Here is a 24,322-nt window from a genome sequence, read left to right on the forward strand (position 1 = left end):
GGGCTTAACTCACGACACCATCACGTACGCTGCCGCCCCTCTTGTGAGGTCCCGCTGGTCGGTTGCGCCGATGGGACCGGATGGCAGCCGGGGCAAAGCGGGAGTGTCGAAGGTCCGGAGTTGGGCCGTACCGCGGTATCGTCTCATTGGACTTCTTGGAAACCGGTGCCGTATTCCTGAACAGCGAACGGCACCATTCGCTCCTATCATCATCGCCCTGTGCATCTACGCTTTCCGGGACGCGCACGCGACGGTTTCGCTTGATGTCCCAAACACCCGGATATGCGTGCGCACTGCAATCTATTTCTCCATTCGGAGCGACATAGTTGCCATCCGGTGAAATTTTCCCTCGTGCGCGGGACTCATCATAGGAAAAGCCGTACTCCTGGAGCTTAGTTAGGGGCAAGGAGGAATGATACGTTCCTGGAATATTCACGATGGTGCGCGAGCTGCCAATCCTTGCAACGGTCGCCAAAAAACTTAACGGCGAAGCTGAAACAACGTCCACGGTCAAATATAGTCCATGCTCGATATTCACATCGACCAAATATCCCGTTCTTGATGGCACTCGCCTTAAGTCAACTGGATTGCGATCACATAAGAGCAATGCTCGCACAGGAACATACTCGGTAGCAGAGACAATCAGGGCCGAACCGTCAAATGAAGCGTTCGCGAATTGGACCTGCCGAGGAAACCGGCAAGCGCGGAGAACCCCAGCCTTTCCTGAAATCGAGACATTCTGCCTCTGCGCATCCAACTCAAACACATACGCATCAGCGGCATTGGCAAGAGGCAGCACGCCAAAGGCAGCAAACGCTGCGATCATATGCATCAACATGGGTAGCGCTGCATTCCTTTCAGCACAGACGCACCCTGGTCTTGCGCCGTGGCTCGTGCAGTCAGGCTGTCAGCAAGGACGGCAAAAACTATCCACCGTCGTGTCAGCGCGCGACGAGCCTTTTGAGCTATCTCATGCATTCCGAGGTCTACCGACTGTCTTGTTTTGACGCTGAATCAGGTATGAACCGCATCGACCGGATGATGGCTAGTACGTCGGGCAGCGCGTGCTCCGATCGTTTCAAGATCGGCTTGCCGCGCGTTTCGGTGATCTCGCGCGGGTCGTAGCCTAACAGCACATCGCCGTTCTCACTCATAACTGCCCGATGCTCATCTCCTATGCAGAAGCCCAATGTGCGCGGGCGTGGCGGCGCTATTGCACTCCATGTCTGGATGTAGGCCTCGCTGTAATAACGTGGATTCAACTCGCTAAGTCGTCTGAGTTGTATATCGCGCGCATAGCCCTTTTCAACCCCACGGTATGCCTCCATCAGCCTAGGGCATATCTCTTTTGCATTGCCAAGATGGCAACTGATCGAAAAACTCAGATCACGAGCATATCGATCTTTCGGATAGTGGTTGTCGTGTCGAAAATAGCCGAATAGAGCAGGACTTGGCTCGGCAAGGTCAGCATAGCCACCGGCTTTTGCTACGAACTCGACCGCGCAACCGCTCATTGGGATTATGTAGCGCTGCATGCCATCGGGCAGGGTCGCGTCACTGTCCGGGCCAGCGCGGGCGTTCAGTGCGGCAGGCAGCAAGGCAAGGACGACCCAACGTCTAGCCGGCGCTAGGCGGTCTTGCAGCTTTACTTTTTCCATCCATAGTCCTCCGGTTTGATTTGCTCCGTGCCAGCACCATCGGGAAAGGTGGGATGCTCGAACAGCAATACTTGTGCATAGGCGTAGGCGTGATACCGATCCACAAGGCCGTTCAACGATGGATTATCCCGTCCCAAATGATCGGGCAGGTTAACGGTGCAGGCCACTCGCCGGAACGACGCGTTCTCGTAGAATACATACGGCTCTTGTTTCTTAAGCCGGCTGCTGGAATGAATGTTGAAGGTCCGCCGCTTGTTAGGGGTGTACTCGTCGGCCTCCTCGTTAGCCCGGTTCAATAGCCAATAGTAGCCAGCGCTGTCCGCCGCCTCATAATGCTTGTCCACTATCTCCTCACGCCACCTTGCCACCGCGTCTGGTATGTGAACCTCCACAGCGCCAAGCGGCACGTTACTCCGTAGCTTGTTTGCCTTTTTGTGAGCCGTGGCGAGCAGCGTATTGAGCGAGGCATCAATGCTCCGCCCCCGAAACTTCCAATACCCGATGTAATTCCCTGGATGCGTAAGTTGCAAAGCTCCCCGCCCGTACCATGGCGCATACCAGTTGTTCTTTCCACCGACCTCTACGAAGGTACTCAGCCAGATCGTTTCTTGTACCGAGTTGCCTAAGAAGGCGGCAAGACGCCGCCGCGAAGTTACCCCATATTTTCGCCACATGGTGTTCAACTGCTTATAGTGGGATGCGATCAACGTCCCGGCCCTAACCTGTGCTGCTTCATAAACTATCTTGGCCGGAATCCCAGCCCCAATGCCACGCAACATCCTCGCCGGCACAGCCTGCCTGAGTTCATCAACACTAAGCCACAGCGCCCGACGCATATGATGGATGAACTGCAGCGGATGGAAATGCCATACCGCACGAGGCAGCCCTGTGTGCTGCCAGAATGCGAGCTTCTGCGCCTGTTCCTTGAACCGCTGCCAACTATCCTCCGCCACCAACGGCATGCCCGGTTTGCGCAGACGCGCAAAACGTGTGTCTACGTCAGAGACATCCCATTCAGTGGGATGCTTGACTACCAGATGACGCAGCGCCGCCTTAGCCGCGTCGCCGTTTCCGCTCAGCATCTGTAGCGTCGCCGGATCGTCGACGATGGCATCGGCCGGACTCAGCATCGCGCCTTCTTCGACCTTCTTCCATCCCAGCCAATGTGGGAAGTCCGCGTCAGACAGCCGCACGATGCCGGCTTGCGATAGGTCTATATAGCCCACCGAGCCGGGCGCATAGGGCACCAATTGCCAATTGTCGTTGTGGCGGCTGCGCTCTTCGCTCAGTACACGCCCGAAGGTAAGCCACTCCAGGCCGGCGCTTGGGTTGTCTGGATACAGCGCCTCGGCAAGGGCCAGCATGGCGTAGCCATAGCCCGGCTGTTCGACCCGGCCGAGGTTGCGGTACTGCCCTTGCGCGGTACGTATGCGTGAGGTCGTGATGCGCTTGTCCTTGTCCAGGCGTACGCTGACGTAGAGTTGCTGCCCGGTATTGCTTCCGGCTGTACCGGCGGGAAACATCAGGTTGCCATTCTTGTCCGCTGTCCGCCATACCCCATCGCCCTTGGGCAAGCGCGGATGCGCCGCTGAAAATGATTTGCCTTCCGGGATAACGAAGTGAATGTCGCCGTAGATGTCGGCGCTGCCCTTGTCCGTGATGCGGCTGCTGTCGCGGAAGAACCTGGCCAGTGCCTCGTCCGTGCAGAAGACTTCGAAATGGAAGCCGCTGCGCCCGGTCTGATGTTGGCTTCCCGGATAGCCCAATATGTCGCGCCGGTAAATCTTGGCGTTCTTTGGATCGTCCGGAACCCTCGCGTCTGGGCTGGTCCGGGTTCGATAGCACGCCGGCAGCGTGTCGGTACGGCCGTGCAAATGCTCAGCGGCGGCAAGGTTCATATACAGCGAGTAAAACACCACTGGCGTGGCGGCGCCGGTCTCGGTCTCATGGCGCAGCAGCACGAAACTGGTGTCATAGGGCTGGCCTTCATAAGTTTCGGTCTTGGGCGCCAGCCGGTAGGCGACGATGGTGCCATCTGCAATAGCACGAACCGGCGTGGCCGAATTGGCACCGACATGCAGGCCGCCGTGCCAACAATACATATTGCCGACCATGCGCGCCGGATACGCGCCCTTCGGGTCGTCTGACTCGGCCAGCAGCCGGGTCAGCCAGGCGTCCTCCGATTCCTCCATGGCGTTGCCTGCCGACGGCATTGTAAGGATGGGATAGCTGATGATCATGGCGGGATTCAGGTCAGGAGTATGGGAAGGAACCGGGTATCTCCCATGGAGTCGCCGGTGCCATTGGCAGCGGATAGTCGTGGCGGACGCCTGCCTCGAACTTCCTCTGCGCCGCCTTGTAAGTAATCGGGCCGGGACATTCGAAGGTGATATTGCCGCCTTCAATCGTGATGGCAGCCCCGCCAGCCGTCGCAATGCGAATCCGCTTGGCCGCGGCAAAGTCCACATTCATGTTGGCCGACACAATGGTCAGGTCCTCCAGCGCCGCCAGCTTCAGCAGATCATGCTGCGCCTGAAGATCGATATCGCCGTGGGCTGCCGTCAGTTGCAGGCCAACGTTTCCGTCGCCGGCCGAAGACAGTCCTGCGGCCACGCCAATCGCCTGTCCCGCATGGATGCGCCCCTGTCCCGCGACGGCGATATTGTTGTCCTGGCCGCTGGCGAGCACGACGCTTTCCCCACTGGCGATTTGCAGGTCCTGGCCTGCCACCATGGCCACGCCAGCCCGGCCGTTGAGGTGGACCATCGGCTCGCCCTGGTGCGGCACCTTTCCCGGCGTGCTGGTATTGCCAATAGCCGCATCCTCCTTCGCCGCTTCCAGCGATTGCCCATTGACCATGCCGGCTGCCGCTTTGGCTTGCTTCGCCAGCGGCGAATCGACACCCTTGCCGGTCGACAGGGCTTGGGTCTGGTGCGTGGTCGCGCCATCGCTGAGCGTCCTGACCAGATCGCCCGCCTGCCGCAGCAGTGCGATACCGGCAGCGTTGTCGCCGGTTGGCAACACGTGGCCCGTGACGGCATCGCGATAGGTCGTCAACAGCAGCCCAGCCCGGCCACGTACCGCGGCGTAGCCATCGGTGCGCAACTCGAACCCCTGGCCCCGGAAGCTGCCACGGCGGTTGTCCTGCTGGTGAATCACATGGCCGAGATTGAGCTGGGTGGTTTGTTCCGTCGTGGCAAGTTGCGTGCGCAGTTGGTCATCGGAGTCGTCGAACACCAGCTGGTTGTAGCCCTTGCTGCCGTGTTCCTGGCTCTTGAAGCCGGTCAGCGCGGCGTCGTTGCGATGGCCTTCCGGGTCCGCGCTCATGCCGTGCCACGCCGGGCTGTTGCCGCCGGCCAGGTTGCCCTGTGCGCTGGGCTGGCTGTCGGAGCCCATTGCATAGATGCCGCTAGCGTCATAGGGCTGGGCGAACGTGGTGCCACTCATGGACCTGCCGCCCGGCGTGGGAGCGATGCCGGCTTCGCCCTGCCCGTTGTACAGCGCACCGATCACGAATGGCTGGTCGATGTCGTTGTCCGTGAACTTGACCAGCACCTCCTGGCCGATACGCGGCAGCCATTGCCAGCCCATGCCGGCGCCGGCCTGGCGCTGCGCGACGCGGATCCAGCGGCTGCCGCGGTCGTCGGCGCGCTCGCCGCGCTGCCAGGGGAAGCGCACGCGGATCTGCCCGCGCGGGCTGGCGTGGTGTTCGGCGTTGCCATCGGCCTGCGTCTGCCCGTCCGGGCCCACCACGATCGCGGTGTGGGCGCCAAGCGGGATAGCTCGGCTATAGAGGCGCGGACAATCGCCCTCCAGCACAGCGGCGCGCCATGGGCGGCGCGCATCGAAGGCGCGGAAAAGCGCCGCATAGCCGTGTTCCCGTGCGGCCGTGGGCAGGGATGCGGCCGGTACCAGCCGCTCGGCGGCGTCGTCGAAGAAGCTGTTCATCAAGCCGGCGGTGGTCGCCACGGCATCTGGAGCCGGCGGCGGCGTGTCGAAGCACAATGCCGCTTCCAGCGGCCCGATCCGGTCGGCGAGCGCGGCACGCGTTTCCACGGCGAGATTATTGATGCCGCAGTGTTCTACCGCATCGAGCAGCAGCGGATACCCCGCCGTATCGTCCGGTTGGGGCGGCAGATGCGGGCAATCCGTGACGGTGAGGCGCGTGCCGCTGCGCAGCGTGCGCACCGAGGCGCTGCCGGTGAAGACCAGCGCGCGGACCTCGATCGCTTCCATCACCTGTTCGGCGACGCGCTGCGCGCTGGCCGTGTCCGGCGCCAGCGACAGGCTGACTGAAAAATAGGGATCCGGGCTCACGGCACGGACGGAAAAAACGCCGTAGCGCGACGGCGCATGCCCACGGATCGCGCGCTTGGCTTCGGGGTCCCATGCGCTCACTGCCACACCGCCCACCGCAGCCCGCGTCTCACAGATCAACTGCTGGATGGCGTCAGCCGATTCCTGGCTATGCGCACGGTGGTAACGAATGCCGCCGCCGGCCGCAGATTCGGGGTCTTCCGGCAATTGCGCGCTGTCGGCAAAGATCACCACGGCATGGCCGAAGGGAGATTCGTCGTCTTCCACCACGGTATATCCGAGACCGGCCTCAGCCAGCAGGCGCGACAAGAATTGGTAGTCGGTCTCGCGGAATTGCGCGATGTGGTCGCGTTCACCGAACGCGGCGATGCGGGCTTCGGCACCGGCGGCGTAACGCCAGTGTGCATACGGCGCATAGTCCTGAAGAACGGCTTCGATGATGCTGTCGAGCGTGCGCTTCTGGAACACCTGACTGTGGCGCTGCTGCGTGGTCAGCCACAGCCAAGGGATCACGGTCAGGCGATAGCGCGCCAGGCTGCCGTCGGCACCAAGCTTCTCGGCCTGCCGGATCAGGCCGGTGCGGCGTGACTGGCTACCGTCGGCGAGCGTAGTCAGCAACGTGACGCGCTGCCCCATCAGACTGTCCAGCGCGATATCGACATTGGCGCTGACCGCAACGATGCGCCATTCGAACAGCGCCGAGATGGCTTCGCGGCCGATCCAGCCCTCCACCGCCAACTCCTCGAGCGGCCCTTCTCCATCCAGTGCATACAGACGATGGGTAGAGGAAAAGAGATGTTGGTAGAGGCTTGCAGTGTCCATTTTCCGATGCGTCAAACCGCCGTGTTGTTCGGACGCGCTATTGCGACCTCGGCGCATAGCAATCGGCTATTTGTGCCTCTGCATCTAAAGGAAATCAACGAAGCGCCCCGGATTCGACGCGCAATATTTATCTCGATCAAATTTACCGAAGCTTTTGTCTTCTCAACGGCACGTGATCTCACTTGGAATGCGCTCTTAGTATTTCGGCTATTTGCTGGCGAGGAAGGCTCGGGCAGGATGCGGCGTCCGTATCGGAATGCGAACTGTCTTATCGCGCCGCGTGCCGTGGCGCGAGAGACTGAGGCTGTCATCGAACAACGGTGACCGAGTGTGGAAACTCGAACGCTTACCCCTGCGGCAATCGCTCTGGCGATTGCCCGCATCCGCTTACGCGCGAAAGCCACCTTTATGGCGGGCCGGGCGAGGCAGCCGTCAGGCTGACCGGGATTGGGGTAAGCACCGGTTTCCACCCTCGTCGTCAGGCCCGCCGCCCTCCTCTTGCGTCGCGCGGCGGACCTTCATGCAACGATTGGAGGTCCTATGTCGGAAATCGATCTATCTACGGCGCGGTACAGTCTCTTGGCGGTGGCAGCGGGCATTGATGGGGTGCTTGCCTTGCTGGAGCAGCAGAGTGAATGGTGGGAAGGCGGCTTTGCGGCGTTTTGCCTGTTGGAATTGGTGAAGGCGCAGTTGGAGCGGGTGCTGGAGGACGAGTTGCCGGCCGCTTGATGCTGGCCGCTTGCCGGCACCAACGGTTGGCATTGCGGTTAAGCGTGTCTTCTCTTGCTTGTTTTCTTCCCTCTCCCGCTTGCGGGAGAGGGGCGAGGGCCAGAGCATCAACAAAGTGAATCGGCGTGCGAAGGGTCTTATCGCGCCGAGCACCACGAAGCGTAAGACCGCGCCTTCCTATGCCGCAGAGCCAGCGTCACCGCACTGTGACTCCGCCTTGATGGCCCATCCCGTCTTCGCTCTACGCAATACGATCCTGTGCTGCGCCGTGCTCTTCGTTACCTTGATTCGTTCACATTCCGTGGCCTTCAACACTCTGCCTTCTGCGTTCGTCGGGTAAAGCCGACGCATCAGTTTGTCGGCCCAGCTTGGCACCTTGCCGCGCGCTTCCCAACGGGTGACGGCCTCTTCATTGCTTCCCAGCAGTTTCGCCAAACCGCCTTGCGATTGCATCAAGCCAACACTGCGGACATAGCGAAATTCCGAACCGGTGAGCGAAGATGGCTTCTTTGCCAGAGCGAGGCAGATGGCAACGAAAACGCCATCCAAATCTATGATGGACACACCTTTACCGTAGGGCGTGTTTAGGATTTTGTATCCATTGGCCAGCCATACGTTCTTGAGACCGCTGTCTGTGTAGTGGTACATCTTCCATGTCGGCTAGTTGATGACTTCGTTGATGCGCTGGCCCTCTCCCCCGCCCCTCTCCCGCAAGCGGGAGAGGGGAGCAAACAGGCGGGAGGAAAAAGGTTCTAAGTGCTCATCCGCGACAGCAGCGCGCTCACCGGTTCACTCTGCGTTAAGGCCCGCTTCCTGAGTGCCGCGTCACGTAAAGTCGAATCACAAAAACCCAATCGAAAACCAAGGCACCAACGTCAACAGCACCAGCGCCACAAACAACGCCGCCATATGCGGCCATACCTTTGGCATCGCCACGTCGGGCGACACGCGGCCAATCGCGCAGGCCGCATAAAATCCCACGCCAAAAGGCGGCGCGAACAACCCGAGCCCCATCGCAAAGATCACCACCATGGCGTAGTGCACCTCATGCACGCCGACCAGCTTCGCAATCGGGAACAGCAAAGGCCCGAACAGCACAATTGCCGGGATGCCTTCCAGCAGGCTACCGAGGAGGACAAACGCCAGCGCCGATACCAGCAGGAAGCCGGTCTTGCCGCCGGGGACGGCCGACAGGATTTCGACCAGGTCTTGCGCGAAGCCGGACTGGGTCAGCGACCAGGCCATCGCGGTGGCGCAGCCGACGATCAGCAGGATTGCCCCGGACAGCGCCGCGGTATCCAGCAGCATCGGGTAGATCCGGCGCCAGTCGAACTGGCGGTACACCAGGACCCCTGCCACCACCGCATAGAAGACGCCGATGGTGGACACCTCGGTGGCGGTGGCGACGCCCTCCACCACGGCGGTGCGAATGATGACGGGCAGCGCCAGCGCTGGCAGCGCAACCAGCAAGGCCTTCACGATCGCCGAGCGCGACGGCCGGGGCACGCGGCTCATGTCTTCCTTGCGGGTCTGGAACCAGACCACCAGCGACATCATCACCAGGCCCACTGCCGCGGGCATCAGGCCACCGATGAACAGCGAGGTGATCGACACCCCCGTTACCGATCCGACCGTGATCAGCACGATGCTGGGCGGGATGGTCTCGGACATCGCGCCCGACGCCGACAGCAGTCCGATCAGGTCGCCATCGTTGGCACCGCGCCGCTTCATTTCAGGAAACAGGCTGGGCGCCACGGCGGCCATGTCGGCGGCCTTGGCGCCGGAGATTCCGGAAACGATATACATCGCGCCCAGCAGCACATACTGCAAGCCGCCGCGCAGATGACCGATCAGGCTGACCAGGAAATGGATCATCGCGCGCGCCAGGCCGGTCATCTCGATCAACGCGCCCAGGAAGACAAAGAGCGGCACCGCCAGCAGGATCAGGTGCGACATGCCTTCCTGCATGCGGTTCGGGATGATGGACAGCGGCGTGGCCGTGGACAGCGACAGATAGCACAGTGTGGCCAGTCCGAAGGCGAAGGCGATCGGTACGCCGATCGCGACGCATGCGACCAGCATCAGCAGGAAGAAGATCACCAGATTGACATTGCCCAGCGTCATCAGCGTCGGCGACAGCAGCCACAGCAGGCTGCCGCACAACGCCACCATCAGGCCGGTCGCCGCCACCGGCTTCCAGTGCGCCGCAAGCAGTCGCAAGCTTGCCGCGAGCAGCATCAGCACGACACCGGCCAGCACCGCGGCGGCGCGGTAGGCTTCACTGATCTCCAGCGTCGGTGTCGACACCTCGAGATGCTCGGTCAGGTGCTCCCATGCCGGCCGCAGCAACAGCGACAGGAATGCCACCACCAGCCACATGCCGAGCGCATCCACCCAGGCGCGCCGGGCCGGCGACAGGTTCTTGATAAAGGTGGTCAGCTGCATGTGGCTGCCGCGGTCCAGCGCGATGATGGCGCCGAGCATCGCCAGCCACAGGAACAGGATGCTGGCCAGTTCATCGGTCCAGGGCACCGGCTGATGCAGGGCGTAGCGCGCGAACGCGCCGCCGCCCAGTAACAGGATCTCTGCCAGCACGATCAGCGCGGCCGGCACTTCCACCACGCACGCGATCAGGCGGCGCCAGCACGCCGCGGCGGCTGACGGCGCTGAACGCGCCGAGGGCGCTGGCGCAATGGCTTCAGCGGTGTGCTCCATCGATGTCTCCTTTCCTTCTTTATCATTGGTACCAGCCGTCATGCGAGACGGCCCGCGTATTTCTCCAGCTTGGACCACGCTTCGTCGCCGTACCGCTTCTTCCATTCGGTATAGAAGCCGGCGCCTTCCAGCAAGGCACGGAACGGCGCGGGATCGGGCTGGTTGAAGACGATGCCGAGGCGGCTCAGCTCGGCCTGCGCATCGGTATTCAGGCGCGCGATGTCCTCGCGCTGCTTCAGCGCCGCCGCGGTGAAGTGGGTCGTGATGGCGGCCTGGACTTCAGCCGGCAGCGCCCGGAATTTCTTCGCGTTGCCGAAGATGAAGTGCCCATCCCAGGTGTGTCCGGTGAGCGCGCAGAATTTCTGCACTTCATAGAGCTTGGCGCTGCGGATCAGCGCGAGCGGGTTCTCCTGTCCGTCGACGACGCGCGTCTGCAGCGCCGAGTAAAGCTCGCCGAACGGGATGGCTGTGGGCGACGCGCCCAGTGTCTTGAACATCGAAATCCACAGCGGGATGCCGGGCACGCGCACCTTGAAGCCCTTCAGGTCCGCCGGCGTGTTGATCGGCCGGCTCGCCGAAGTGATGTTGCGATAGCCGTTGTCCAGGCATTTGTCGAAGACGTGCAGGTTCACCTTGCCGAGCGCAGCGCGCACATAGGCGCCGACATCGCCGTCCATCGCGGCCCAGACCGTGGCGTAGTCCTTGAAGGCAAAGGCCACGCCGTTGATGCCGGCGGTCGGCACCAGGGTCTGCAGGTTGGTGCCGGCCGTCGACATGAAATCCATCGCGCCGGTCCGCACCTGCGCAATCATGTCGGGCTCGCTGCCCAGCTGGCTGTTGGGATAGACCTGCAGGTCGACCTTGCCACCGGTGTCCTGGCGGATCGCCACCGCCGCCTGCTGGATGCGCAGCGTGCCCGGATGATCGGCGGGAAAGGAGGTGCCGTACTTCAGGCGAATGGTGGCGGCCTGGGCCAGTGCATGGGCTGCCGGCAGCGTCATCGCCAGCGTGCCGGCGGCCAGCGCGCCGAAACGGCGTCGGGTTAACAGAACGGCCATGGTGGGGTGGTCTCCTCGTTGTCGGTTGGGGATGGCTCAGGACGACAGCAGCGCGGCGGCGCCGCCGGCGCGCAGCACCGCCAGGTGGCGGGCCAGGCGGTCAGCCAGCGGTGCGGGCCACGGCTCGCTGCCAAAGACAGGTGCGTGGGCGAGTGCCTGTCTGACGGCGTCGGCATCGCTGTGGGCATCGCGCAGGCACGCCGCCAGCGCGGGCGCGCCGGGGTCATCAAAGGCAAGCGCGTGGCCGCTATCGCTGCGTCCGCTGCGCAGGCAATGCAGCCACGCCGCAAGCGCGCGTTCGAGCCACGGCCGCTCGGTGCCGGCGCTGGCGCGCAGCGCGGGCAACCAGCGCACCGGCACCTTCTGCGTGCCGTCGGCTGCAATCTGCGCGGTGCGATGGTCGAGCGCAGCATTGCGCAAGCGCTGCAGCAAGGCCTCGCTGTAAGCGGCCACGTCATACCCTGGCGGCGCTTGCACGGTGGCGCGCAGGTCTGCCATCACGCCGCGCGCGAAGGCGCCGACCAGCGGATCGCCCATGGCCTCGGCAACGGTCTGCAGCCCGCACAGTTGTCCGGCATACGCGATGGCGGAATGCGTGCCGTTGAGCAGCTGCAGCTTCATCGCCTGGAACGGACGAACATCCCCGGTCAGCAGCGCGCCGCCCGCCTCCCATGCCGGCCGGGGCCCGGCAAAGCGGTCCTCGATCACCCATTGCGTGAAGGCTTCGCAGACGATCGCGGCCTCGTCGCGCAAACCCAGGCGGCGCTGCGCGTCGCGGCGCGATGCCGGCGTGGCGGCGGGGACGATGCGGTCCACCATGGTGTTGGGGAATGCCACGTCGTCGCGCACGCGGCGAGCCAGCGCGGGGTCCGTCAGCGCTGCGTACTGCGCCAGCAGCCTGCGCAGCGTGTCGCCGTTGGCTGCCATGTTGTCGCAGCAGACGATGCTCAGCGGCGCCCCGGCGGGCCGGCGGCGCAGTCCTGCAGCAAGCACGCCGAGCGTGCTTCTGGGTGTGTCCGGATGGGCCAGGTCGTGGCGGATATCGGGATGGTCCGCATCCAGGTCGGCACTGGACGGATGCTGGCAGTAGCCCTTTTCTGTCACGGTGCTGGTCACCACGGCGACACCGGGATCGGCCATCGCGCCGAGCACCTCCTCCAGCGCATGCGGGGCGTACCACGCCTGCACCACGGCGCCTACGATGCGCGTCGTGGCGGCCGCGCCTTCGCACTCTGTCACCGAATACAGGAAGTCCTGCGCCGCCAGCGTGCGGGGTGTGCGTGGCTCCCGCAGGCTGACGCCGACGATGCCCCAGCGGTGGTCCCCGGCGCGTATCGCCGCCTCGGTGTACAGCGCCTGGTGCGCACGATGGAACGCGCCGAGGCCCAGATGCAGCATGCCGCGCGACAAGCGGCCGCGGTCGTAGCCGGGCTGTTGCACTTCAGCGTTGGCGCGGCAGCAGTTGCGTTGTGTGAGCCTCATCGGCGGTCCCTCGGCAGGTCTGTTGGCAGCAGCATCGTGCGTGCATCCGGCGTTGTCTTCGATGCGAAGAAGTTTGCACGCAGCCGTGGTGTCCGACATGCGGTGCTTTCGCGATTCACTGCGGCAAGCGCTGCATTTGATTGCGGAATCGGCCGTACTCCGCCGCAATCCGCCCGCAGTACTCTGGGCCGCATCCACACCGATGCAGGCGTTGCGCCACCATACGGCGCCATCGGGCTACGACAACGACGATCCGGCCGGAGACACCCTTGAAGATCGAACAGATAAAAACCATCGTCACCTGCCCGGGGCGCAACTTCGTGACGGTCAAGGTGATCACCGATGCGGGCGTGTACGGGCTGGGCGACGCCACGCTCAACGGCCGCGAGCTGGCGGTGCGCGCGTACCTGGACGAGCATGTGATCCCGTGCCTGATCGGCCGCGATCCGCGCAGCATCGAGGACATCTGGCAATACCTCTACCGCGGCGCGTACTGGCGGCGCGGGCCGGTCACGATGACCGCGATCGCCGCCATCGACATGGCGCTGTGGGACATCCTGGGCAAGCTGGCCGGCATGCCGGTGGTCCAGTTGCTGGGCGGGCGCAGCCGCCATGGCCTGATGGTGTACGGCCACGCTACCGGCCGCGACCACGCCGAAGCCATCGACGCGGTGCACCGCCATATCGAGCAAGGCTACAAGGCAATCCGCGTGCAGTCGGGCGTGCCAGGCTTGTCCAAGGTGTACGGCGTCGGCACCCAGCCCGGCCACTATGAACCGGCGAAGAAGGGGCTGCCGCCGGAAGAGCCATGGGACACGTCGCTGTACCTGCGCCACACGCCGGAACTGTTCCGCAAGGTGCGCGAGGCCGTCGGCTTCGGCCCGCACCTGCTGCACGATGCGCACCACCGGCTGACACCGATCGAGGCGGCCGGCCTGGGCAAGGCGCTGGAGCCATTCAGCCTGTTCTGGCTGGAAGACCCAACGCCGGCCGAGAACCAGGAGGCGTTCCGGCTGATCCGCCAGCACACCACCACGCCACTGGCGGTCGGTGAGATCTTCAATTCCCTGTGGGACTGCAAGGACCTGATCGGCCATCAGCTGATCGACTACATTCGCACCACCATCGTCCACGCCGGTGGCATCACGCATGTGCGCCGCATCGCGGACTTCGCCGCGATCCACCAGGTCCGCACCGGCTTCCATGGCGCCACCGACTTGTCACCGGTATGCATGGCGGCGGCGGTCAACTTCGGGCTGTGGGCATCGAACTTCGGCATCCAGGAACTGATGCCGCATGGCGCGCTGATCGACGAGGTGTTTCCGCACAACTACCGGCTGGAGGACGGCTACCTGGTGATGGACGACGTGCCCGGCCTGGGCGTCGATATCGACGAGGCGCTGGCGGCCCGGTATCCGTACGAGCGCGCTTACTTGCCGGTGGCCCGGCTGCGCGACGGCGCGATGTGGAACTGGTAGCGCTTGGGCCAGTTGACCGGAACAAGGAGCAAGCATGTTGAGCATAGTCGTAGAGCAACCGAACCGCATGGCCGTGCGCGAGCGGCCCAACCCATGCCCTGCCGAAGGCGAGGTGCGGGTGCGCGTCCGCCTCGCCGGCATCTGCGGTTCGGACCTGCATATCTTCCATGGCAGGAATCCGTTCGCGACGTATCCGCGCGTGATCGGTCACGAGTTTGTCGGCCATATCGATGCGGTCGGCGCTGGCGTCGGCAAGGACCGCATCGGCGAGCGGGTGGTGGTGGATCCGGTGGTCAGTTGCGGCCAGTGCCATGCCTGTCGCATCGGCCGGCACAATGTCTGCCAGCGGCTGCAGGTGATCGGCGTGCACCGCGATGGTGGCTTCAGCCAGTTTGCATGCGTGCCGGCACGTAACGCCTACACGGTGCCTGACGGCATGCCGAGCGCCAGTGCCGCGGTGATAGAGCCGTTTGCCGTGGCGGCCAACGTCACCCACCGCACCGGCGTGCTGCCCTCCGACGTGGCGCTGATCTACGGTGCGGGACCGGTCGGCCTTAACCTGCTGCAGGTGCTAAAGCGCGTGTATGGCATGCGCACCTTCATCACCGACCATGTCGATGAACGGCTGTCCCTGGCGCGCGGCTGCGGCGCGGAAGAGGACGAGATCATCAACACCGCGCGCGAGCCGCTGGCCCGCGCGCTCGAACGGCGCGGCGTGGCGGGCGGGCCAACGCTGATCTACGACGCGGTGTGCCATCCCGCCATCCTGGAGGAAGCCGTGGCCATAGCCGCGCCGGCAGGCCGCATCGGCGTGCTGGGGTTTTCGGCCACGCCGTCGGCCGTGCCGCAGCAGGCGCTGACCAGCAAGGAGCTGACCCTGTACGCGTCGCGCCTGAACTGCGCGATGTTTCCCACCGTGATCGACTGGATCGTGCGCGGGCTGGTAGATCCGGGCCGCATCGTTACGCATCAGATCAACTTCCGCGACGTGGCGGGCGCCTTCGACCTCGCCGAAAGCCACCCGCGCGCCTGCTGCAAGGTACTGCTCGACCTGGGCGAGGACGCCTGACATGCGCGCGACCTTCGACATCGTCGCGCTCGGCGAGCCCATGGTGGAGTTCAACCACGCCGGCCCGCGCGATTCGCGTACCTATGTGCAGGGTTTTGGCGGCGATACCTCCAACGCCATCATCGCCGCGGCCCGCCAGGGTGCGCGGTGCGCCTACGTGACCAGGCTGGGCGACGACGAGTTTGGCCGCATGTGCCTGTACCTGCTGCGCACCGAGCATGTCGACACCAGCGGCGTGGTCATCGACCCATCGGCACCAACCGGCCTCTACTTCGTCCATCACGGGCCGGCAGGCCACGCCTTCACCTATCGGCGCGCAGGCTCCGCCGCGAGCCGCATGCAGCCCGCTGACCTGCCGGTGGCATTGCTGGAACGGGCTACGTGGCTCCACTGTTGACGGCGGTGTAAAAGCGACAGTAAATGGCGGCGTATGGTTGGGTCAGAAGGTCAACAGCAAGGGGCCGCATGCGGCCCCTTGCTGTTTGGGTTGGATGGTGCAGGCTAGAACGGATCGTCGAGGCTTTTCTCGGGGGGCGAGCGCTGCTCACGCAGCAGGTCATGCAGTGCGAGCTGGTAGTGCGCGCAGATTCGCTCGCGTAGATCGTCGATGAGTTCGACGACGGCGAGGGCCTGTTCTGGGGACCAGTTGTCTGGGATCAGGAAGTCCAGCCCGTTGGTGATTCCTGAAGGCAGGTGCAGATGCGTCATGATGGCTTTTTCTCCGCCCGGGCCACGCTGCGTTTCTTTGCTCGCTGATCGGCCCGCTCACGCGCTTCCTTGACGCGATACGACTCGCCCTCGATCGCGATGACTTCGGCACGATGCACCAGTCGGTCAACCAGCGAGACGACGCAGGCGGCGTTCGGGAACACCTCCGACCATTCGGCGAATGGTCTGTTTGTTGTAACCACCGTACTGGTGGCGCCATATCGGCGACTGATGAGCTCGAACAGCAGATCGGCATGTCGGTTCGAGTACGACAGGTAGCCGACCTCGTCGATGACCAGAACGTCCGGCGAGGCATAGCGGTGCAGGCGTCGACGCAAGGCCGAATCGCTGTCGAGGGCGGCCAGCTCGCCGAGCATCTGGCCGGCGGTGGTGAACAGCGCTGTGTGCCCTTGGACGAGCGCCTGATAGGCCAGATTCAGCGCCAGGGTCGATTTGCCGACGCCGTTCGGGCCGATCAGCACGACGTTGGCCGAGTCCTTGACGAACTCCAGCGACATCAATTCTTCGACGGCGGCCCGGTCGCAGCGCGTCGGCCAGGCCCAGTCGAAGTCGCACAAGGGCTTGAAGTTGCCCAGTCGGGCATCCCGGATGCGTCGCTCCAGCGAGCGGCGCGAGCGCTCCTCTTCTTCCCATTGCAGCAGCGGCGCCACCCAGCCGGCGTCGGCGACCTCCGGCCAGTGTGCCAGTAGCCCATGCAGGCGCAAGGCGTTCGCACGGCTTTGCAGGTTCTCAGGCGTGTTCATTGGCATCTCCCGTGAGCTGATCGTAGATGTCGAGGCGGTGGGGTATCACCAGCTTGTCCTTGTGCCGGACGTGTTCAGGTAGATGGATACCCACGGGCGGCGGTGCCTGGCGCGCCTCGCGCCGGCGCTCCAGCGCCAGGCGCACCGGATTCTGGTGAGGCGCCGCATCGCTGGCGAGGATTTCCTCGATCGCCGCTTGCAATTCAGCGGCGCCATAGCGGTCGAGCAGCCGCAGCAGGTGGGTGGTGATGTTGCCCAGATTGCCGCCCCGTTCCGCTGCGCGCTGCAGCAGCGCCTGGCTGGCCGGCGCCGCCCGAGCCAGATGGTCAAGTCCGCGATGGTGGCGGGCTTCGCGTTTGCGTTCGACCAAGGCATTGATGTGCGCGGCAATCTCTATCTGCGCGCCGCGATCGTAACTGCGCTCATGAGTGGCGAGCAGTTCCGTGCCATCGAGGATGCGTACCTGCCGGGGACTGGCCCGCACCGTGAGCGTGCGTCGCACATGCGTATGCGGGATCGTGTAGTCATTCAGATCGAAGCGCACATACGGTGTCTTGCCGACCTTGACAGCCAGTTGCAGTTCGCATGGATAGGGATTCTCCGGCAAGGCGAGCAGGCTGGGCTGCTCGCGGGAGAACGCCTCGCGTACGCTGATCGTCGGTTCTTCCCGGCAGGGACGATCGGCCGCAAGTCCCGCACACCAATGGGCGGCTTGGGCGTTGAGCTCATCGAGGTCGGTCACGGTGCGTCCGGCGAAGAAGCTCTCGCGTACATAGCGGATGGCGCGCTCGACGCGCCCCTTCTCGTTGCCACGGGCGACGGCAACCGGCCGGGGCTCGTAGCGGTGATGCGCCGCGAACGCGAGCAGTGTCGGATGGAAACGGATCGCATCGCCCTGGCGTTCCAGCACGGCACTCTTCAGGTTGTCGTAGAGCAGGACCCTGGGAAGGCCGGACCAGGCTTCGAAGGCACCGGCATGGCCGGCCAGGAAGCTGTCCATGCGTGCATCAAGGTAGAAGCGCAGATAGATCTGCCGCGACCATGACAGCACCATCACGAAGGCCATCAGCGGCCGGCGTGCGCGGCCGATCTGCAGATGGCCGAAGTGACCCCAATCGACTTGCCCTTGTTCGCCCGGCAAGGTACGCAGACGCAGATAGGCTTCCGGCTGTGGGCGCGGCCGGTGCAGCGCGATCATGTGCCGGAAGTGGTGCTGGCTCCCGCGGTAGCCGCGTTCGGTCACCATCGCATACAGGCGGCTGGCCGTGAGCGACGGGAACTTCTTCAACGTCTCATGGATGAATGGCAGGTAGGCGTCGATCTGCGACGGCCGCTGCACGCTGCCAATCCTGGGCAGGCCGGCCTGCGCCAGCACACGCTGGACGGTGTCGCGGTGCACATGCAACTGGCGCGCGATGGTGCCGGCGCGCCATTTCTCGACGTGGTAGTAACGCAGGATCTGGGCTTCAAGTTCTACTCCAATGGTCATGGGTCGTGTCCTGTGCGGTCAGTCGTACGAACATCACGGAAGACCCGACGACGCAGTGGTCCGAGGCGGACAAAGCCCGAATATGTGCAACGGCAGAAGTGGCAATGCTCAGGCACCGGTGTTGAGGCGCCAGCGGGCGCCGGTGCTCTGGCCGGCGTCGTCAAGGTCAGCGGCAGTAGAGCATCGGCGGCCTGCGCGGCGGAACCCTGATGCGTCACTTTCTTTTGGCGACAGCGGTAGCGGCGCATCCGCTCCGCGTGCGCCAAGCGGCCGCGGCGGCTGCGTTGATAGCGCTGAGCGGCCTCGCGCAGGCTGGCGCGACGCGCTGCTTGCGAGCAGCCGCCATTGCAGTAGATCTGACCGCGGTCGCAGCGGCGGCAAACAACGACCTGCGCCCGGCAATGGGCGCACACAAAGAGGCGGCCCGTGGCCGGCATCGGCGATCCCCCAGTCATGCCGAAACGGCCTCGACGGGATGGACGAGCCGTGCCATACTGGCTCGGCACGCGCGCCCTTGGCACGAGTGGGGCACGACATCGGGATGAACTTGGCGGTTTGGACCGGTGTCGTGCCTGTTTCTTTTCGGCGGTAAAGCCAACCTTTTTACCGCATCCCCACTGCGACGTCACCACCTTGCGGAATGCCCATCACCGGGCGCGTCTGCACTCGCCCTACGGGCTCGCTCCGACGCGCCCGGTGGCCACCTTCAATATCGAATCAGAAGACCTCGAGACAATCCTGCAATGCAGGAGTTGCTCCGCATCTTTAAGCCGCGCCGCCGTTTAGTGCCGGTTTTAGACAGCCATTCACATCCACGTTTCCGGCATCAGCCAGGCCATCAGCGCGTCTGCCGCACGTACCGTACGCGAGGCCATCCGCATCGCCCGCCAGGCCGGCACCAGGGTGTCCTACGATCCCAATCTGCGGCTTGCGCTGTGGCCACTGGAGCGCGCGCGTGACGTCATCCTCGCCACCCTGCCGCTGTGCGATCTGTTCCTGCCCAGCCTGGACGACGTGCGCCAGCTTGCCGGCATCGACGATCCCGCAGGCATCGTCGACTGGTGCCACCGGATGGGCGCGCGGCAGGTGGTCCTGAAGCTTGGCAGCCAGGGTTGCCTGGTATCCGACGGCGGACCGCCGACTGCCGTGGCGCCCTTCCGCGTCGACGCAGTCGATGCGACCGGCGCCGGCGACTGCTTCGACGGCACTTATCTGGCGCGGCTGGTGGCCGGGGATGATGTCGTGTCCGCTGCGCGATGGGCTTGCGTGGCGGCGGCGCTGGCCACCATGGGTCAAGGCGCCGTGGCACCGCTTCCAGGCGTGCAAGCCGTCTGGAATGCGCTGAAGGCGAAAGCTTGAAAGCGGCGTCGCCGCGACATTTACGTTGCCTCATTCGCGCCGACTGCGCGCCCGCTCGCGAACGAAATCCGTCGATTCAGCCCACGGGCCTGGAACGACGCCTGGTGGTGGCCTATACCTGTCGCATGCCAATCTTCCTGACGACGAGGTATCCCATGCACCACGCCTTCCCGCCCAACGATCCCAACGCCATGGCCTACTGGCGCGCGCGCCGCATGGTGCGCGCGCTGCGCGGCTGGTATATCCACCTGCTGGTCTACGCCGTGGTCAATGCGTGGCTGTGGTTCCGCTTCTTCTACTTCCCGTCGCCGTCATGGTCGCACTACGCCACCACCGGCTGGCCGTGGCCGCTGACCACCACGCTGGCCTGGGGCCTGGGACTGGCCTTGCACGGGCTGCTGGTCTGGACGCGGCTGTCGCGCCGCGGCCGCGACTGGGAACAGCGCAAGATCCAGGAATTCATGGACCGGCACTAGCCACACCCCTTGGCCGCCGGCGCACGGCGCCGGCCGGCCTACATCTGCCGGAACCGATGCATATACGCGCGCGACACCGGCAGTTCGGCATCGCTGCCGCGCATCCGGACAAAGAGCCGGCCCGACTCGTCGCGCCGCGTGCCGGCCACGTATTCCATATTGACGATGGAGGAGCGGTGGATCTGCCAGAACACCTCCGGGTCCAGGCCGGCCATCAGTTCCGCCAGCGGCGTGCGGATCAGGTGCTCGCCATCGCGGGTATGGACCACCACGTACTTGTCGTCGCTCTGGAAGTACATCACCTCCTGGATCGGCACGTGGCTGGTGGTATTGCCGCGGCTGGCGCGGACCCACCGCAACTGGCCGCCGCCTTCCGCGCGCGGCTGGGCGCGGGTCAGCTGGTTCAGCAACTGCGCCAGTTCGGGCAGGGGCGCGGCCTCCTGCAGCGACTTGCGCAAACGTTCGATGGTGCGGCCGAGCCGTTCTTCGCTGACCGGCTTGACCAGGTAGTCCACCGCCGCGCGCTCGAAGGCATCGAGCGCAAATTCGTCATAGGCGGTGACGAACACCAGCCGCGTATCGGTTTCGATGCCCTGCGCTACTTCCAACCCGGACAGGCCCGGCATCTTGATATCGAGGAAGGCCACGCTCGGCGACCACCGTGCGATGGCCTCGGCGGCCTCGATGCCGTTGGTCGCTTCGGCAACGATCTGCAACTCCGGCCACAGGCGCTGCAGCTTGCCACGCAGGTACGCGCGCAGGTGCTCTTCGTCATCGGCGATCAGGGCGGTGGGCGTCATCGGGTGTCTCCGGTTCAGGATTCAGGCGACAGCGGAAGATCGATCAGCACCGCGGTGCCCGGCGAGCGCTCTTCGATCCGGACGTGGGCATCGCCGTCATACAACACCGCCAGCCGTTCGCGCAGGTTCGACAGGCCGACCCCGGCGCCCGCCGATGGCCGGAATCCCATGCCATCGTCCTCGATCGTCGCCAGCATGCGCGGGCCACGCCGCTCCAGCCGGACCAGCAGCCGCCCGCCTTCGATCTTCGGCTCCAGGCCATGCTTGATCGCATTCTCGACCACCGGCTGCAGCAGCATCGGCGCCAGCGGCATCGTTTCGAGCTCGGGATCGACATCGACCGTGTAGTGCAGGCGCTCGCCCATGCGAATACGGATCAGCGCCAGATAATCGCGCAGCAGCTTCGCCTCCTGCGCCACCGTGCCTTGCGTCGCGCGGCTGGCGGCGAGCGACGCGCGCAGATAGGCGATGAAATGCTCCAGCATCATCGTCGCCTTCTGCGGCGCGGGCTCGATCAGGCTGACCACGTTGGCCAGCGTATTGAACAGGAAGTGCGGCTCGATCTGCGCCTGCAGCAGCTTCATGCGCGCCTCGACCAGCTGCTTCTCCGTCGACAGCGTGCGCACCTGTTCCTGCGCCATGTACTCGGCAATCTTGCGCTCTTCCCACCGCCGTCCCAGCAAGCCCACACGGCCCCAGGTCATGATGCCGTGCACCGCCAGTCCGATGCCCCATCCCATCAGCGGGCCCCCCGCCCAGGGCCGGTGCGACGATCCCATCAGGTGAAAGCCGATCAGCATCGCGTTCACTACCACGTAGACCATGGCGTGCAGATAGAAGAAGCGCAACGCGCGCACGCGGTGGCGGGCTTCTTCATAGGCACGCTGCTCGGGGGCGGCGCGCCAGAGGCGGGAATGGGGAAAAGGCACGGGCGGTGGTTGGGGCGGCAATTGGGCGCAGATTACCACCAGGCCAAAGAGGCTGATATGCGGGTGCCGGGAATCGACAGGATGGCGGCGTGAAACGACGGGAATCAGGCGTCGATGCCCGGGGTGCGGGCCGGCTACCGCTGTGACAATGCCTCGGACACCCCAAAAACAAAACGGGCCACGCAATGCGTAGCCCGTCTTTCAATTCTGGTGCCGGCTGCAGGACTCGAACCCGCCACCTGATGATTACAAATCAACTGCTCTACCTGATGAGCTAAGCCGGCATGTCTGGTGCAGACCGCGATTCTACTGCATTGCGGTCGGCTTTGGGATGGCTTACTTCACCACTTTCAGTGCGGGCTTCTTGCCGCCGATGCGGGGCACCGGGGGCGGCGTGTCGTCGTCGCCGGGGCCGGTGTCGCTGGGGGTTGCCGGGGTTTCGGCTTCGACCGGGGCGAGCTTGGGCGGCGGATTGTTTTCACGCTCGGTGGCGGCCTGGGTTTCCGGCAGGCTGCGTTCGACCGGGAACGCCATGCCCTGGCCGTTCTCGCGCGCGTAGATCGCCAGCACGTTCTCGACGGGCACGTCGATCTTGCGGGATACACCGCCGAAGCGCGCGCTGAAGGTGATCCACTCGTTGCCCATGTCCAGGCCGCTGGTGGCGTCGAAGCTGACGTTTAGCACGATCTCGTTGTTCTTGACGAACTCGCGCGGCACGTTGGTGTTGGCGTCGACGAAGACGGCGATGTACGGCGTGAAGCCGTTGTCCGTGCACCATTCGTAGATGGCGCGGATCAGGTAGGGCTTGGTGGAGGTTTCAGGCATTGTGCTTCCAATGGCGCCGCGATGGCCCGAGGGCGGTTGCCGTCGGGCCGGTGCCGGTTAGCGGCGCATCACCTTTTCGGACGGGGTCAGCGCTTCGATGTACGCGGGACGGCTGAAAATGCGTTCAGCATACTTCAGCAGCGGCGCGGCGTTCTTCGACAGCTCGATGCCGTAGTGGTCCAGGCGCCACAGCAACGGCGCGATGGCGACGTCGAGCATCGAGAACTCTTCGCCCAGCATGTACTTGTTCTTGACGAAGATCGGTGCCAGCTGCGTCAGGCGGTCGCGGATCGCGGCGCGGGCGCGTTCGTGGTTCTTTTCCGCAGCCTTGCCTTTTTCGTTCTCCAGCGTGTACACGTGGGTGAACAGTTCCTTTTCGAAGTTGAACAGGAACAGGCGAGCGCGGGCGCGCTGCACCGGGTCGGCCGGCATCAGCTGCGGGTGCGGGAAGCGCTCGTCGATATACTCGTTGATGATGTTCGACTCATACAGGATGAGGTCGCGCTCGACCAGGATGGGCACCTGGCCGTACGGGTTCATCACCGAAATATCTTCGGGCTTGTTGAACAGGTCGACGTCGCGGATTTCAAAATCCATGCCCTTTTCGAACAGGACAAGGCGGCAACGTTGGGAAAACGGGCAAGTCGTACCCGAATACAACACCATCATGGTTGGATTCCTTGGGCTTAGCCGGAGCTGGGTCGGACAGTAAGGTCTGCCATTCTGCCAAACTCGGCTACCGAAAAGCAAATAAGTGACAAATAAGGCGCTTTTTAGCGTTCACAACATAGAAAAGGCCAGGGGCGGCGCTGCCTTTTCGCAGCGACCGCCCCTGGCCTTTTTGGATCAGGGCCCGATCGGGCCCTGTCACGGTCTTACTTCACGTCTTTCCAGTACGCCGCGTTCAGGCGCCAGGCGAACACGGTGAACACGCCCAGGAACAGCAGCACCCAGACGCCCAGGCGCTTGCGGTGGTTCTGCGCGGGCTCGGCCATCCAGTCGAGGAAGCTGACGAGGTCGGCGGTCATCTGGTCGTACTCGACCTTGCTCAGCTTGCCCGGACTCAGTTGCTCGAAGCCGGCGAACTTGTGCACCTTCTCGCCATGCTCTTCCACTTCGGTGAACTTGGCGGCGCGCTGGCCCTGCAGTTCCCACAGCACGTGCGGCATGCCGACGCTCGGGAACACCAGGTTGTTCCAGCCGGTGGCGCGGCTGTCGTCACGATAGAACGTGCGCAGGTAGGTGTAGAGCCAGTCGTCGCCACGGGCGCGCGCGATCACGGACAGGTCCGGCGGCTGCGCACCGAAGAAGGCCTTGGCTTCCTTCGGCTGCATGGCGATGTTCATGGTCTCGCCCACCTTGTCCGCGGTGAACAGCAGGTTCTCGCGGATCTGGTCGTCGGTCAGGCCGATGTCCTTGAGCCGGTTGTAGCGCATCATCGATGCGCCGTGGCAGTTCAGGCAGTAGTTGACGAACACCTTGGCGCCGCGCTGCAGCGACGACAGGTCGGCGGTGTTCACCGGCGCCGGCTCGAGGGGGAAGCCCCCCTCGGCAGCCATGGCGGGCGCGCCGGCAATGCAGGCGCCGGCCAGCGCGAGGATCGAAAGCAGCTTTTTCATCTTGTGTCCTTGTGCTCTTGTCGGG

21 protein-coding genes, 1 tRNA gene and 1 pseudogene are annotated in these 24,322 nt (G+C 64.2%); 6 read left to right on the forward strand and 17 right to left on the reverse strand.

Features of this window, described 5'->3' with window-relative positions:
* Positions 1-4: 4 nt before the first annotated feature.
* The 4 genes from A2G96_RS33445 to A2G96_RS20730 form a co-directional block, all read right to left on the reverse strand.
* Positions 5-838, reverse strand: a complete 834-nt coding sequence (locus A2G96_RS33445) for a hypothetical protein (RefSeq protein ID WP_150124190.1) — start codon at positions 836-838, stop codon at positions 5-7.
* A 148-nt stretch (positions 839-986) separates the two neighbouring features.
* Complete coding sequence (locus A2G96_RS34045) at positions 987-1,658, reverse strand: hypothetical protein (protein ID WP_197672298.1); 672 nt, start codon at positions 1,656-1,658, stop codon at positions 987-989.
* A complete protein-coding gene (locus A2G96_RS20725; protein WP_062801903.1) occupies positions 1,646-3,898 on the reverse strand; it encodes a hypothetical protein in 2,253 nt (750 codons plus the stop codon). The genes A2G96_RS34045 and A2G96_RS20725 overlap by 13 nt, the downstream gene beginning before the upstream one ends.
* 13 nt (positions 3,899-3,911) lie before the next feature.
* Positions 3,912-6,797 (reverse strand): type VI secretion system Vgr family protein, encoded by a 2,886-nt coding sequence (locus A2G96_RS20730; protein WP_062801904.1) that lies wholly within the window; start codon positions 6,795-6,797, stop codon positions 3,912-3,914.
* A gap of 540 nt (positions 6,798-7,337) precedes the next feature.
* On the opposite strand from A2G96_RS20730, the gene A2G96_RS20735 reads away from it, so the two are divergent.
* On the forward strand, positions 7,338-7,526 hold the full coding sequence (locus A2G96_RS20735; RefSeq protein ID WP_062801905.1) for a DUF1484 family protein: 189 nt from the start codon (positions 7,338-7,340) through the stop codon (positions 7,524-7,526).
* Positions 7,527-7,703: 177 nt separating this feature from the next.
* On the opposite strand, the gene A2G96_RS32705 is transcribed toward A2G96_RS20735, so the two are convergent.
* The 4 genes from A2G96_RS32705 to A2G96_RS20750 all read right to left on the reverse strand — a co-directional run bounded on the left by A2G96_RS32705 (position 7,704) and on the right by A2G96_RS20750 (position 12,781).
* On the reverse strand, positions 7,704-8,174 hold the full coding sequence (locus tag A2G96_RS32705) for a hypothetical protein (RefSeq protein WP_082819025.1): 471 nt from the start codon (positions 8,172-8,174) through the stop codon (positions 7,704-7,706).
* 192 nt (positions 8,175-8,366) lie between these two features.
* Positions 8,367-10,241 carry a TRAP transporter large permease gene (locus A2G96_RS20740; RefSeq protein ID WP_062801906.1) on the reverse strand — a complete coding sequence of 625 codons (1,875 nt, stop codon included), beginning with the start codon at positions 10,239-10,241 and terminating at the stop codon, positions 8,367-8,369.
* Between the two features lie 38 nt (positions 10,242-10,279).
* On the reverse strand, positions 10,280-11,299 hold the full coding sequence (locus A2G96_RS20745; RefSeq protein ID WP_062801907.1) for a TRAP transporter substrate-binding protein: 1,020 nt from the start codon (positions 11,297-11,299) through the stop codon (positions 10,280-10,282).
* Between the two features lie 36 nt (positions 11,300-11,335).
* On the reverse strand, positions 11,336-12,781 hold the full coding sequence (locus A2G96_RS20750) for a mannitol dehydrogenase family protein (RefSeq protein WP_062801908.1): 1,446 nt from the start codon (positions 12,779-12,781) through the stop codon (positions 11,336-11,338).
* Between the two features lie 251 nt (positions 12,782-13,032).
* On the opposite strand from A2G96_RS20750, the gene manD reads away from it, so the two are divergent.
* The 3 genes and pseudogenes from manD to A2G96_RS20765 all read left to right on the forward strand — a co-directional run.
* Positions 13,033-14,259, forward strand: coding sequence for a D-mannonate dehydratase ManD (gene manD, locus A2G96_RS20755; protein WP_082819061.1), 1,227 nt, complete (start codon positions 13,033-13,035; stop codon positions 14,257-14,259).
* 34 nt (positions 14,260-14,293) lie between these two features.
* Complete coding sequence (locus tag A2G96_RS20760) at positions 14,294-15,328, forward strand: Zn-dependent oxidoreductase (RefSeq protein WP_062801910.1); 1,035 nt, start codon at positions 14,294-14,296, stop codon at positions 15,326-15,328.
* A gap of 1 nt (position 15,329) precedes the next feature.
* Positions 15,330-15,719, forward strand: a pseudogene (locus A2G96_RS20765) (PfkB family carbohydrate kinase); the annotation flags it as partial.
* 110 nt (positions 15,720-15,829) lie between these two features.
* Here the strand turns inward: A2G96_RS20765 and A2G96_RS20770 are convergent.
* From A2G96_RS20770 to istA, 3 genes are read right to left on the reverse strand one after another with little or no spacing between them, the layout of a single operon-like run.
* A complete protein-coding gene (locus tag A2G96_RS20770; RefSeq protein WP_062797544.1) occupies positions 15,830-16,036 on the reverse strand; it encodes a hypothetical protein in 207 nt (68 codons plus the stop codon).
* Positions 16,033-16,800 (reverse strand): IS21-like element helper ATPase IstB, encoded by a 768-nt coding sequence (gene istB, locus A2G96_RS20775; RefSeq protein WP_062797542.1) that lies wholly within the window; start codon positions 16,798-16,800, stop codon positions 16,033-16,035. The genes A2G96_RS20770 and istB overlap by 4 nt, the downstream gene beginning before the upstream one ends.
* On the reverse strand, positions 16,787-18,289 hold the full coding sequence (gene istA, locus A2G96_RS20780) for an IS21 family transposase (protein ID WP_062797539.1): 1,503 nt from the start codon (positions 18,287-18,289) through the stop codon (positions 16,787-16,789). Before istA ends, istB begins: the two co-directional genes overlap by 14 nt.
* An 837-nt stretch (positions 18,290-19,126) precedes the next feature.
* Between istA and A2G96_RS20785 the strand changes: the two genes are divergently transcribed.
* Together A2G96_RS20785 and A2G96_RS20790 are read left to right on the forward strand one after the other, a co-directional pair.
* Entirely contained in the window at positions 19,127-19,648 is a 522-nt protein-coding gene (locus A2G96_RS20785; RefSeq protein ID WP_231909661.1) for a carbohydrate kinase family protein, read from the forward strand.
* A gap of 155 nt (positions 19,649-19,803) precedes the next feature.
* Entirely contained in the window at positions 19,804-20,124 is a 321-nt protein-coding gene (locus tag A2G96_RS20790; protein ID WP_062801911.1) for a 2TM domain-containing protein, read from the forward strand.
* Between the two features lie 38 nt (positions 20,125-20,162).
* On the opposite strand, the gene A2G96_RS20795 is transcribed toward A2G96_RS20790, so the two are convergent.
* The 6 genes from A2G96_RS20795 to A2G96_RS20820 form a co-directional block, all read right to left on the reverse strand.
* Positions 20,163-20,924 (reverse strand): LytR/AlgR family response regulator transcription factor, encoded by a 762-nt coding sequence (locus tag A2G96_RS20795; RefSeq protein ID WP_062801912.1) that lies wholly within the window; start codon positions 20,922-20,924, stop codon positions 20,163-20,165.
* A 14-nt stretch (positions 20,925-20,938) separates the two neighbouring features.
* Positions 20,939-21,853: a sensor histidine kinase gene (locus tag A2G96_RS20800; RefSeq protein ID WP_062801913.1), complete on the reverse strand. Its 915-nt coding sequence runs from the start codon at positions 21,851-21,853 to the stop codon at positions 20,939-20,941.
* A gap of 208 nt (positions 21,854-22,061) precedes the next feature.
* Positions 22,062-22,137: transfer RNA gene (locus tag A2G96_RS20805), tRNA-Thr, on the reverse strand.
* A gap of 52 nt (positions 22,138-22,189) precedes the next feature.
* Positions 22,190-22,678, reverse strand: coding sequence for a ClpXP protease specificity-enhancing factor (locus A2G96_RS20810; protein ID WP_062801914.1), 489 nt, complete (start codon positions 22,676-22,678; stop codon positions 22,190-22,192).
* Positions 22,679-22,735: 57 nt separating this feature from the next.
* A complete protein-coding gene (locus tag A2G96_RS20815; protein WP_010812311.1) occupies positions 22,736-23,347 on the reverse strand; it encodes a glutathione S-transferase N-terminal domain-containing protein in 612 nt (203 codons plus the stop codon).
* 206 nt (positions 23,348-23,553) lie between these two features.
* Entirely contained in the window at positions 23,554-24,297 is a 744-nt protein-coding gene (locus tag A2G96_RS20820; RefSeq protein WP_062801915.1) for a cytochrome c1, read from the reverse strand.
* Positions 24,298-24,322: the final 25 nt, after the last annotated feature.

The sequence above is a fragment of the Cupriavidus nantongensis genome, from assembly GCF_001598055.1.
GTDB classification, from domain to species: domain Bacteria; phylum Pseudomonadota; class Gammaproteobacteria; order Burkholderiales; family Burkholderiaceae; genus Cupriavidus; species Cupriavidus nantongensis.

Coding starts and splice junctions, on each gene's coding strand:
- A2G96_RS20795 (WP_062801912.1), bottom strand. CDS start 20,924: ATGACGCCCACCGCCCTGATCGCCGATGACGAAGAGCACCTGCGCGCG.
- A2G96_RS20815 (WP_010812311.1), bottom strand. CDS start 23,347: ATGATGGTGTTGTATTCGGGTACGACTTGCCCGTTTTCCCAACGTTGC.
- A2G96_RS20750 (WP_062801908.1), bottom strand. CDS start 12,781: ATGAGGCTCACACAACGCAACTGCTGCCGCGCCAACGCTGAAGTGCAA.
- A2G96_RS20770 (WP_062797544.1), bottom strand. CDS start 16,036: ATGACGCATCTGCACCTGCCTTCAGGAATCACCAACGGGCTGGACTTC.
- A2G96_RS34045 (WP_197672298.1), bottom strand. CDS start 1,658: ATGGAAAAAGTAAAGCTGCAAGACCGCCTAGCGCCGGCTAGACGTTGG.
- A2G96_RS32705 (WP_082819025.1), bottom strand. CDS start 8,174: ATGTACCACTACACAGACAGCGGTCTCAAGAACGTATGGCTGGCCAAT.
- A2G96_RS20810 (WP_062801914.1), bottom strand. CDS start 22,678: ATGCCTGAAACCTCCACCAAGCCCTACCTGATCCGCGCCATCTACGAA.
- A2G96_RS20760 (WP_062801910.1), top strand. CDS start 14,294: ATGTTGAGCATAGTCGTAGAGCAACCGAACCGCATGGCCGTGCGCGAG.
- A2G96_RS20820 (WP_062801915.1), bottom strand. CDS start 24,297: ATGAAAAAGCTGCTTTCGATCCTCGCGCTGGCCGGCGCCTGCATTGCC.
- istA (WP_062797539.1), bottom strand. CDS start 18,289: ATGACCATTGGAGTAGAACTTGAAGCCCAGATCCTGCGTTACTACCAC.
- istB (WP_062797542.1), bottom strand. CDS start 16,800: ATGAACACGCCTGAGAACCTGCAAAGCCGTGCGAACGCCTTGCGCCTG.
- A2G96_RS20725 (WP_062801903.1), bottom strand. CDS start 3,898: ATGATCATCAGCTATCCCATCCTTACAATGCCGTCGGCAGGCAACGCC.
- A2G96_RS20740 (WP_062801906.1), bottom strand. CDS start 10,241: ATGGAGCACACCGCTGAAGCCATTGCGCCAGCGCCCTCGGCGCGTTCA.
- A2G96_RS20790 (WP_062801911.1), top strand. CDS start 19,804: ATGCACCACGCCTTCCCGCCCAACGATCCCAACGCCATGGCCTACTGG.
- A2G96_RS33445 (WP_150124190.1), bottom strand. CDS start 838: ATGTTGATGCATATGATCGCAGCGTTTGCTGCCTTTGGCGTGCTGCCT.
- A2G96_RS20735 (WP_062801905.1), top strand. CDS start 7,338: ATGTCGGAAATCGATCTATCTACGGCGCGGTACAGTCTCTTGGCGGTG.
- A2G96_RS20745 (WP_062801907.1), bottom strand. CDS start 11,299: ATGGCCGTTCTGTTAACCCGACGCCGTTTCGGCGCGCTGGCCGCCGGC.
- A2G96_RS20730 (WP_062801904.1), bottom strand. CDS start 6,797: ATGGACACTGCAAGCCTCTACCAACATCTCTTTTCCTCTACCCATCGT.